The organism is Pseudomonas sp. BTN1 (assembly GCF_001907715.1).
GTDB lineage: Bacteria > Pseudomonadota > Gammaproteobacteria > Pseudomonadales > Pseudomonadaceae > Aquipseudomonas > Aquipseudomonas paracarnis.
Window position 1 is genome coordinate 56,812 of record NZ_MPBM01000020.1, and the last position, 10,170, is coordinate 66,981.

A 10,170-nucleotide genomic window follows, 5' to 3' on the forward strand; every position below is an offset into this window, starting at 1 on the left:
TGCGGCACCGGTCACATTGACCGACGGAGGGGCGGTTGGTTCTTGGTGGGGCATGAAGCCAAGCCAAATCCCACAACCATTGGCGATCAAGATCAAAATGTGGGAGCTGGCTTGCCTGCGATAGCGGTGGGTCAGTCACCGGATGAGTTGGCAAAGAGTCCGTCATCGCAGGCAAGCCAGCTCCCACATTGGGCCTGCTGTACAACTGATGGCCGGGTACAATGCCGCTCCCCCGAAGGAGACTGCATGTCCACCTTATTGTCCGACTGGCGCCACCGCCCTACCCACCGCCGCGTCTGGGCCCTGGCCGCGCCGATGATCCTGTCGAATATCTCGGTGCCCTTGGTGGCCCTGGTGGACAGCATGGTCATCGGCCACCTGCCCCACGCCCATCAACTGGGCGCCGTGGCTGTCGGCGCCAGCCTGTATACCTTCCTCGCCTGGGCCATGGGCTTCCTGCGCATGGGCTCCACCGGCTTCGCCGCCCAAGCCGCCGGGCGCAACGATGGCGCGGCGTTGCGGCAGATCCTGTTGCAAGGCTTGTTGCTGGCGCTGGGCCTGGCGATGCTGCTGGGCACCGCGGGCATTCCCTTGAGCCATCTGGCCCTGGAATGGATGCAGCCTTCGCCAGAACTGAACCAACTGACCCGCGAGTTTTTCCACACCCGTCTGTTCGGTCTGCCCGCCGCCCTCGCCAGCTATGCGCTGGTCGGCTGGTTCCTCGGCACCCAGAATGCACGAGCGCCATTGGCGATTCTGCTGACCACCAACCTGGTCAACATTGCGCTTAACCTGTGGTTTGTACTTGGCCTGGACTGGGGCGTGGTCGGCTCCGCCCGTGCCTCGGTGATCGCGGAATGGACCGGCGCCCTGCTCGGCCTGGCGCTCACGCAAAAAGCCCTGCTCGCCTATCCGGGGCATATCGCCTGGGCCGCGTTGAAACTGTGGCAAAGCTGGCGCCCGTTGCTGGCGGTGAACCGCGACATCTTTATTCGCAGCCTCGCCTTGCAGTCGGTATTTTTCATGATCACGGTGCAAGGTGCGCGGCTGGGCGATGCCACTGTGGCAGCCAATGCGCTGCTGCTTAACGGCCTGTTACTGACGGCTCACGCATTGGATGGCTTGGCCCACGCGGTCGAAGCCCTCTGCGGCCACGCCATCGGCGCCCGTGACCGGCAGGCGTTGCGTCGCTCATTAGTCGTGGCCTGCGGTTGGTCACTGATCGCCAGCATCGGCTTCGCCCTGCTGTTCACCTTCGGCGGCCATCTATTTATCGCCATGCAAACCGATATCCCCAGCGTACGCGAAACCGCCGATATCTACCTGCCCTACCTTGCGGTATTGCCGTTGATTGCGGTGTGGAGTTATTTGCTCGATGGCTTGTTTATCGGCGCAACGCGCGCGCGGGAGATGCGCAATGGGATGTTGCTGACGGTGCTGCTGGTACTGCCGATTGCCTGGGCGTTGCAGGGCCTGGGTAACCACGGATTGTGGATCACCTTCCTGCTGTTCATGGCGGTGCGCAGCCTGACGCTGTGGGCAATTGCCTGGCACTTGAATCGGCAAGGGCTGTGGCTGGGCGGGAACTGAAGGAACGCAGACCCAAATGTGGGAACTGGCTTGCCTGCGATGGCGGTGGGTCAGCCCCCTAACGGTTGCCTGACACTCCGCCATCGCGGGCAAGCCCGCTCCCACATTTTTATTACGAGGACAGGTACGAAGAACGGGTCAGGCCCAGGCGCAACGCATCCAGGAACTGGGTGCGCTCCGAGGCCGAGATCTTCGCACTGGCGCACTTGTCCCGGTAATGCGTCATCAACTCTTCCGGCGACAAGTGCACATAGCGCAGCATGTCTTCGATGGTGTCGTGGGTCTCGATCCCGGCGCTGTACACCGAACCGTCTTCACGCTGGTAGATGTTCACCGAGTCGGTGTCACCGAACAGGTTGTGCATGTCGCCCAGGATTTCCTGATAGGCGCCGACCAGGAAGATCCCCAGCAGGTAGTCCTCGCCTTCGTTCAAGCCGTGCACCGGCAGGCTGGTTTCGATGCTTTGCTCGTCGACGTATTGCTTGATCTTGCCGTCGGAGTCGCAGGTCAGGTCTTGCAGCACGGCGCGGCGCAGCGGCTCTTCGTCGAGGCGGTGCAGCGGCAGAATAGGCAGGACCTGGCCGATGGCCCAGGTATCCGGCAAGCTCTGGAATACCGAGAAGTTGCAGATGTACTTGTCGGCCAGCTTGTCATTGAGTTCGTCCAGCACCTGGCGGTGCGAGCGCTGGCGGGCTTTCAACGAGTTGTGCAGGCGGCGGCACACCGCGAAGTAGCACTGTTCGGCCAGGGCTTTTTCGGCCAGGGTCAGCTTGCCGTCGGCGTACTGGGCCGCCACATCGCTCATGTAGTGGGTGGCGCGCCAGTAGGTTTCGGTGACCATCTCGATGTCGGTCGGGCCCAGCAGGTCCACCAGCCATTGCACGGTTTCGGGCAGGCTTTCCTTGTTTTCAATGGTCGGGATTTCGTCGTTGTGCTTCTCGACGTCAGTGACCTGTACCACCAGCATGGCGTGGTGAGCGGTCAGGGAACGGCCGCTTTCGGAGAAGATGTTCGGATGCGGCAGGCTCTGCGCGTCGCAGAATTCCTTGAGCATGCCCACTACCACGCCGGCGTAGTCGTCCATGTCGTAGTTGATCGAACTGGCGTTGCGCGAGTGGGTGCCGTCGTAGTCCACGCCCAGGCCACCGCCGACGTCGATGTGGTCCACCGGCAAGCCGAGGTTGCGCAGTTCGCCGTAGTAACGAATGGCTTCCTTGAACCCGTGCTGGTAGTCGGCCAGGTTGGCGATCTGCGAGCCCATGTGGAAGTGCAGCAGGCGGATGCCCTGGTCCAGGCCGGCCGCGCGGAAGCGCTCGACCACTGACAGCAGCTGCGCTGCGGATAAGCCGAATTTGGATTTCTCGCCACCGGTGTCCGCCCACTTGCTCGATGCCAGGGACGACAGGCGCACACGCAGGCCCACCTGCGGCTTGACCTTGAGGCTCGCCGCCTCTTCGATCACCAGCCCCACCTCGGACTCTTTCTCGATCACGATGAACACGTTGTGGCCGAGCTTCTGGCCCATCAGCGCCAGGCGGATGAACTCACGGTCTTTATAACCGTTGCAGACGATGGTGCCGCCCTTCGGCGCCAGGGCCAGCACGGCCAGCAGCTCAGGCTTGGAGCCGGCTTCCAGGCCGATGGAGACGTTCTGGGTGGCAATGATGTTCTCGATCACCGCTTCTTGCTGGTTCACCTTGATCGGGTACAGCGCGGTGTACTTGCTCTGGTATTCCAGGCGTTCGATGTTGGCATCGAAGGCACCGGTCAATTGGCGCACGCGGTCTTGCAGGATATCGGGGAAGCGTACCAACAGCGGCAACGACAGGCCGCTTTTGCGCAGCTCATCGACTTGCTCGTACAGGTCGACGGGCGTGCTGTTCGGGCCGTTCGGACGAACTTCTACGCGACCGGCTTCATTGATCGCGAAATACCCGGCCCCCCAATGGCGAATCCCGTAAACACTGCGGCTGTCCGCAACTGTCCATTGGCTGCCATCGTCTTTGCGTGTGCGTCGTACGGACATCGAAGTCCCCTATAAATGAAGGCGAAGGCGCCACCTCTCGCGGAGGCTGGCGCAGTCTAAAGAATGAAAATGACGATTTGCCTGCAAGGGAAGTAGACCCCACTGGCAGGACAGAGTTTAGCCACAGGTTGGGAAGAGGCTTTCAGCCGCCGGACTTCTTGGCCTTGTACCCGAGCTTGATCAGCTCGGCCAACAGCAACTCGACGTGATCGCCCTGGATCTCGATAACCCCGTCTTTCAACGCGCCACCGGTGCCACAGCGCTTTTTCAGCGAGGTGGCCAATTCCTTCAGGGCCTCTTCAGCCAGGGGCACGCCGGTGATGGTGGTCACCGTCTTGCCGCCACGGCCTTTGCTCTCGCGACGCACGCGGGCAATACCGTCGCCTTCAGGGATCAGGGTCTGTTTGCAGGTGCACGAATCCACGGGCTGACGACAGTCCGGGCAGTGTCGACCTGCGTCGGTGGAAAATACCAGGCCACCAAGGGCGGCGAAGGATGCGGCTTTTTTGGCCACCGGCAATCCTCTTGGGAGGATGAAGACTGATCGGCGCCGCACAAGGCGGTGACCGACCGCGAAGCCCCACTCAGGCAGGGGCAGCGCTACCGAACCGTCAAGGTCATTACCACCGTAGGAGCGAGCTTGCTCGCGAAGATCGTCAACGATAACGCGGGCATTCAGGCAGCACGCGGTGTCTTGGCGTTTTTCGCGAGCAAGCTCGCTCCTACAGGGTGAAACAATAGCGGTTCGGGTGAAAAGGCGCGCAGTGTAACGACAAAAAGCCCGCTTGCTAAGAGCCAAATGGCGCCATTTTTTGCAACTTTAGCGACGCGAGGCCAGATAGCGCCGCAAGCCTTCCTGAGCGTCCGGGCAGTAGGGCTTTTGTTCGGCCTCTTGCTGGATGATTTCGATGCTTAAAAACCGCGCTTCCATGACCTCCTCGGGCTGCAGGCGCAGGGGGCCGTCCCAGACGGCAGAGTAGGATTTGCACCAAAGCCGACTGTCGCCATCCTCAAAATAGAAATGGTCATGTTCGGTCAAGGGCACACCGCTGACGCCCAATTCCTCTTCCAGCTCGCGGGCTGCCGAAACGGCATAACTCTCACCTTCGGCCACCATCCCACCCGCCGCCGTATCCCAATACCCTGGATACAACGCCTTGCTGAGCGTGCGCCGGTGCACACACAACTCGCCTTTGGAATTGAACAGGAAGATAAACGTGCAGCGGCCAATCAAGCCGCGCTGGCGCAGGTCGGACCTGACCAGGTGGCCGAGCAGGTGGTCCTGCTCGTCGACCCAGCAGATCAGTTCAGCATCGGAAGCCGCTCGGTGTGCGGCCTCCTTTTGAGTAGCGTCCATCATCAACCCTGGTTGAGGAGCTGACGCAAGTCGATCACTGCAGCGTTTGCCCGGGAAATGTAGTTGGCCATCACCAGCGAATGGTTCGCCAGTACGCCGAAGCCACTGCCGTTAAGAATCATAGGACTCCATACCGGTTCCTGCGAGGCCTCCAGCTCACGAATGATCTGGCGCACGCTGACGGTGGCGTTTTTCTTGGCCAGTACGTCGGCAAAGTCGACTTCGATGGCTCGCAACAGATGGGACAGGGCCCACGCCTGGCCGCGCGCTTCGTAGAACACGTTGTCGATTTGCATCCATGGGGTTTCCACCACTTCTTCATCAACCTGCGGCACTTCACCCGGCGCCAGCGCCTCGGTTTTCAGCGCAGTGTTCAACTTGACCCGGCCTACGCTGGCGGACAGACGCTGGGACAACGAACCCAAACGGGTGGCCACATCACCCAGCCAGTTGTTGAGGTTGTCGGCACGCGCATAAAACAGCGCGCCGCGCTGGTTCGGGTCAGACAGGCGCGCTTCGTAGCGGCTCAGGGAATTGATGCCTTCCTGATATTCCGACTCACTGGAAGGCAGCACCCAGCTCTTGTTATCGAAGTTGAAGCGCGGCTCGGCCTTGGCCAAGTCAGCGTCTTCAGCCGACTGCGACTGGGAGCGGGCGAAGTCTTTACGCAGGGCGCGGGTAAGGTCACGCACCTGCACCAGCACGCCGTACTCCCAGCTCGGCATATTGTCCATCCACAAGCCCGGAGGGAAACGGTCGTTGGAGATGTAGCCGCCTGGCTTGTTCAGCAAGGTGCCGACCACGGTCTTGAGTGTTTCAACGGTGGTGTAACCCACCACCATCTGCTTGCCTTCCTTCTCGGCGGCAAGCTGGGCGTTTTGCTGCACCGGAAACAGCGCCGGCTCCTGGCTCCAGTACCAACCCAGGCCACCGGTGACCAGCAGGTACAAGCCGATGATGCTGAGCAACGCCCGGCTCATCAGCAGGTTGCGAAAATAGCTGCGGTTGGCCGACTTGGGCTCAGGGGCGGGGCCTTTGGCACTGCCTTCGCGGTTTTTCCAGTCCAGCATGGCGATATCCTTTCAATCACTTGAGTTCATGCACGTCAATTGTCCGGGTGCGTTCAGACATTCCGACCACAACCCTACCCCATCGTGCCCATCGGTGCGGGGCTTTTACACGAAAGTGGCGCACCGGGCCGCTTGGACTATAAAGGATGCACACCTTTTACGCTGGGCGACCAGCCGGTCAATAACTGAATCTTCGGCACGCAGACTTAATTGACGTATGACACTCATCTATCAGAAAAGAGGTGCTAGCATAGAGCCATCAGTCGACCTCAGCATGCACCCTCACAGTAGTCAGGATATGACCGAGTCAGAAGACCCCAGCCGCGAGCGTCTCAAGCAGCACTTTGCCCAGCGGGTAATTCATCAGGCACGTCAAATTCTTGAGATCTGGCAGCGCCTGCAACGCAGCGAGTGGTCGAACGCCGACTTTTCCGAACTCAGCGAAGCCAACCTGCGCCTGCAGCGCTTCGCCGAACGCTTCGAACAGCCCGAACACACGCAACTGGCACGGCATATCAGTGAGTCCCTGCAAGCCGTGGACGAGAACAGTGGCCGCCTGAGCAGCCAACTGATCACCGAGCTCAACCGCTTGATGCAACGCCTGTCCCGCACCGGCCTGCGCCAGGGCGACCAGCTTGAGCAAACCTTCCTGCCGCCGATGCGCAAGCCGATCTATGTGATGCTCGCCGACCATGACCGCGCCGAGCGCCTGGCCAAGCAGCTCGAATTCTTTGGCATGAGCGCCCACGCCCTGGACAGCGTCGCCGCCTTTCGCGCGGCCATGGCCGAGCGTTTGCCGTCGGCGATCGTGATGGACGTGGACTTCTGCGGCACAGGCCTGGGCCTGAAGCTCGCCGCAGAAGCCCAAGAGGGCCTGGAGCACAAGCTGCCACTGTTGTTTTTCAGCCTGCACGAAACCGACACCCCGACGCGCCTGGCCGCCGTGCGCGCCGGTGGCGAAGAGTTCCTGACCGGCACCCTGGAAGCCTCAAGCCTGCTGGAAAAGATCGAAGTGCTGACCTGCGCGGCCCAGTACGAACCGTACAAAGTGCTGATCATCGACGACTCGCGGGCCCAGGCGCTGCACACCGAACGCTTGCTCAACAGTGCCGGGATTATCACCCGCACCTTGATCGAACCGATCCAGGCCATGGCCGAGCTGGCGGATTTCCAACCCGACCTGATCATCCTCGACATGTACATGCCTGCCTGTACCGGCACCGAACTGGCCAAGGTGATTCGCCACAACGACCGCTACGTCAGCGTGCCGATCATCTACCTGTCGGCTGAGGACGACCTGGATAAGCAACTGGATGCGATGAGCGAGGGCGGTGACGATTTCCTCACCAAACCGATCAAACCGCGTCACCTGATCACCACTGTGCGCAACCGGGCGTCGCGTGCGCGCAACTTGAAGGCGCGGATGGTGCGCGACAGCCTCACCGGGCTGTACAACCACACGCATATCCTGCAACTGCTCGAAGATTGCAGCTTCCGCGCCCGCCGCGAGAACAAGCCTCTTAGCTTTGCCATGCTCGATATCGACCACTTCAAGCGCGTCAATGACAGCCACGGCCACCCCATGGGCGACCGGGTGATCAAGAGCCTGGCACTGTTTCTCAAGCAGCGTTTGCGCAAGACCGATTACATCGGCCGCTACGGCGGTGAAGAGTTCGCCATCGTGATGCCCGACACCGACCTGGAATCGGCCTGCAAGGTGCTAGACGACATTCGCCGGCGCTTTGCAGAAATCCACTACCCCGCCCAACCGCAGGATTTGTGGTGCACCTTCAGCGCCGGCCTGGTGGAGCTGTGCGACGATTCCGACAGCCTGATGATGGCCGCTCAGGCTGACGAAGCGCTCTACCGCGCCAAGGACGCCGGACGCAACCGCGTGCAAGCCGCTCGCACATCAAAGCAAAGTGCCATCTTTTCACCAGAATCCACCGATTCGGTCATAACGCTGTAATACAAACGCAATAAATTCAGGCGCTTATCTCTTGCCGTCGGTTGAAACCCCGCATGCGCCTGAAGCTGCTGACCAATCTCAATACCCTTCTGCTGGTGGCCGTGTGCCTGGCCCTCGGCGCGACGCTGTGGTGGTCGCAACGGGCGCTGGAGCGCCCGTACTTGTTGATGGAGCGCTACCTGGGGTTGTCCCAGATCTTTCAAAACCAGGCCGCCCGAAACATCGAGGACTACTTGGCCAGCGGCGATGCCCTGCGCCTGAGCAGTGCCACCCAGAGCCTGGAAAGCCTGCAGCTGCAGCTGGGCGAACTGCCGCCCGAATTGGCGCAAAGCCTGCGGCCCAGCCTCGTGGAGTTGGAGACCTTCAGCAAGACTGACCTGTTGGCCGCCGGTAAATTGGCTGGCGACCCGCAAGCGCTGTTGCTGCAAGCCGAACGTGAACTGGGCGCAAACCTGGAACAACTGAGCCAGTACGCCAGCGGCGTCAATTCCGCGGAGGCTGCGCGCTATATGTCGCCGCTGCTCGCCGCCTCGCAACATTTGGGCAAACTGTCCCTGGCCCGCGACAAGCTGGTCAGCAGCGGGCGCGCCGAGTTGGCTGCTGATGTCGAGCGGGAGGTGACTAACCTGCGAACCCAGGCCGACCTGCTCGCGCAACTGCCCCTATTGGGAATAAAGGCCAGCGCTGAATCCAACACCGATGATTTTTCCGCGCTGATGGGGCTGGAAAACACCGAAAAAACCGAAGCTCAGGACACCGGCGTCGACCTCAAGCGCGAACTCAACAGCCTGCTGACCCGCTACCCCGCCGAGCTGCAGCGCACCCGTGAACAGATCCAGCAACGCGCCGATCTCGCCGCCAGCACCCACCTTAAAATCACTAACGTGCAACAAGCCATCGCCGGCCTGGAACCCGTGGTGCGCGCGCAACATGCCAGGATCCAGGGCGAAGTACGCGTGATGCAGGGCGTGATGATTGGCCTGATCCTGCTGATCGCATTGCTGATCGACACCCTGCAACGCCGCCTGGCGCGCGTACTGACCAACCTGGCACCCGCCTTGTCGACCTGGGCCGAAGGCGACTTCAGCCAACCGATTGCCCTGGGCAAGACCAACCGTGAACTGCACGATATCGAGGCCTCCCTCAACCGCCTGCGCGCCTACCTGGTGGATTTGGTAAGCACCATCCGCGGCAATGCCGAAGAAGTGGCGGGCAGCAGCCGCGCCCTGGCCGAACTGAGCAGCGGCCTGCACGACGGCGCCGAACGCCAGGCCGGCGACACCGCGCAAATCCGTGATTCCCTGGGTGAGTTGGAAGCCACCATCCAGCAAGTTGCCGGGGATGCCAGCCAGGCGGCCGGCGCCAGCCGCAGTGCGGGCCAGGCCGTGGAGCAAGGCCAGCGTGTGATCGGCCTGAGCCTCACCGGGCTGCATGCGCTGGTGGGCGAAGTGCAGCAAAACGCGCAGATGATCGAGAAACTTGCCGAAGAGTCCGCCACCATCGGCGGCGTGCTCACGGTGATTCGCTCGATTGCCGACCAGACCAACCTGCTTGCGCTCAACGCCGCCATCGAAGCCGCCCGCGCCGGTGAGGCCGGGCGTGGTTTCGCCGTGGTGGCCGACGAAGTGCGCTCCCTGGCCCAGCGTACCGCCGGTGCCACTGCCGAAATCCAGGGCCTGATCGCCGGCCTGCAAACCGCCGCGCACCAGTCGGTAGAAGGCATGCGCGCCCAGGTCGAACACGCCGAAGCCACCGCCCAGCAGGCCCAGGCGGCGGATGGCGCGCTGGATGAAATCGTCGGCGCGATCCAGACCATCTCCGACACTGCCGTGCGCATTGCCGATGTGACCGCGCAGCAGAGTGGCGCCGTGAGCGAGATACGCGACAACAGTGAGCGGATTCATCAATTGGGTGAGGATAATTTGCTGCGTATTGGCCAGGGCCGTAGCCAGGGCGAGCACCTGCTGGTACTGGGCGGGCAACTGACTACCGCCGTGCAAGCCTTCCCCGTCTGACCCGATCCATTGCGGCCGCGGCCTGCTTGTCCCCACGCTCCGCGTGGGAATGCCTCTCCTCACTCCCCCAACTCCGCTCTAAACCCACAACTCTCACCCCGACACAATGCGCCCACCCCCACCCGCCCCACCCCACCACACCC

The 10,170-nt window shown here is 61.8% G+C and carries 6 protein-coding genes and 1 pseudogene; 3 read left to right on the forward strand and 4 right to left on the reverse strand.

Translation table 11 applies throughout. The annotated features are described in order from the left end of the window. Positions 1–246: 246 nt before the first annotated feature. A complete protein-coding gene (locus BMH52_RS09515; RefSeq protein ID WP_073843481.1) occupies positions 247–1,590 on the forward strand; it encodes an MATE family efflux transporter in 1,344 nt (447 codons plus the stop codon). Positions 1,591–1,702: 112 nt separating this feature from the next. Here BMH52_RS09515 and speA read toward each other — a convergent pair whose 3' ends face one another. The 4 genes from speA to BMH52_RS09535 form a co-directional block, all read right to left on the reverse strand. Continuing rightward, positions 1,703–3,616, reverse strand: coding sequence for an arginine decarboxylase (gene speA, locus BMH52_RS09520; protein ID WP_003188203.1), 1,914 nt, complete (start codon positions 3,614–3,616; stop codon positions 1,703–1,705). Between the two features lie 142 nt (positions 3,617–3,758). Beyond that, the gene (locus BMH52_RS09525) at positions 3,759–4,130 is read right to left on the reverse strand and encodes a translation initiation factor Sui1 (protein WP_003188201.1); all 372 of its coding nucleotides are present in this window, start codon (positions 4,128–4,130) and stop codon (positions 3,759–3,761) included. A 306-nt stretch (positions 4,131–4,436) separates the two neighbouring features. Continuing rightward, on the reverse strand, positions 4,437–4,973 hold the full coding sequence (locus BMH52_RS09530) for an NUDIX hydrolase (RefSeq protein WP_014716735.1): 537 nt from the start codon (positions 4,971–4,973) through the stop codon (positions 4,437–4,439). A gap of 2 nt (positions 4,974–4,975) precedes the next feature. After that, positions 4,976–6,043, reverse strand: a complete 1,068-nt coding sequence (locus tag BMH52_RS09535) for a DUF2333 family protein (protein ID WP_003188197.1) — start codon at positions 6,041–6,043, stop codon at positions 4,976–4,978. A gap of 298 nt (positions 6,044–6,341) precedes the next feature. Between BMH52_RS09535 and BMH52_RS09540 the strand changes: the two genes are divergently transcribed. Both BMH52_RS09540 and BMH52_RS29955 read left to right on the forward strand, forming a co-directional pair. Further along, positions 6,342–8,012, forward strand: coding sequence for a PleD family two-component system response regulator (locus BMH52_RS09540; protein ID WP_014716734.1), 1,671 nt, complete (start codon positions 6,342–6,344; stop codon positions 8,010–8,012). Positions 8,013–9,511: 1,499 nt separating this feature from the next. Then, positions 9,512–10,027, forward strand: a pseudogene (locus BMH52_RS29955) (methyl-accepting chemotaxis protein); the annotation flags it as partial. Positions 10,028–10,170 lie beyond the last annotated feature (143 nt).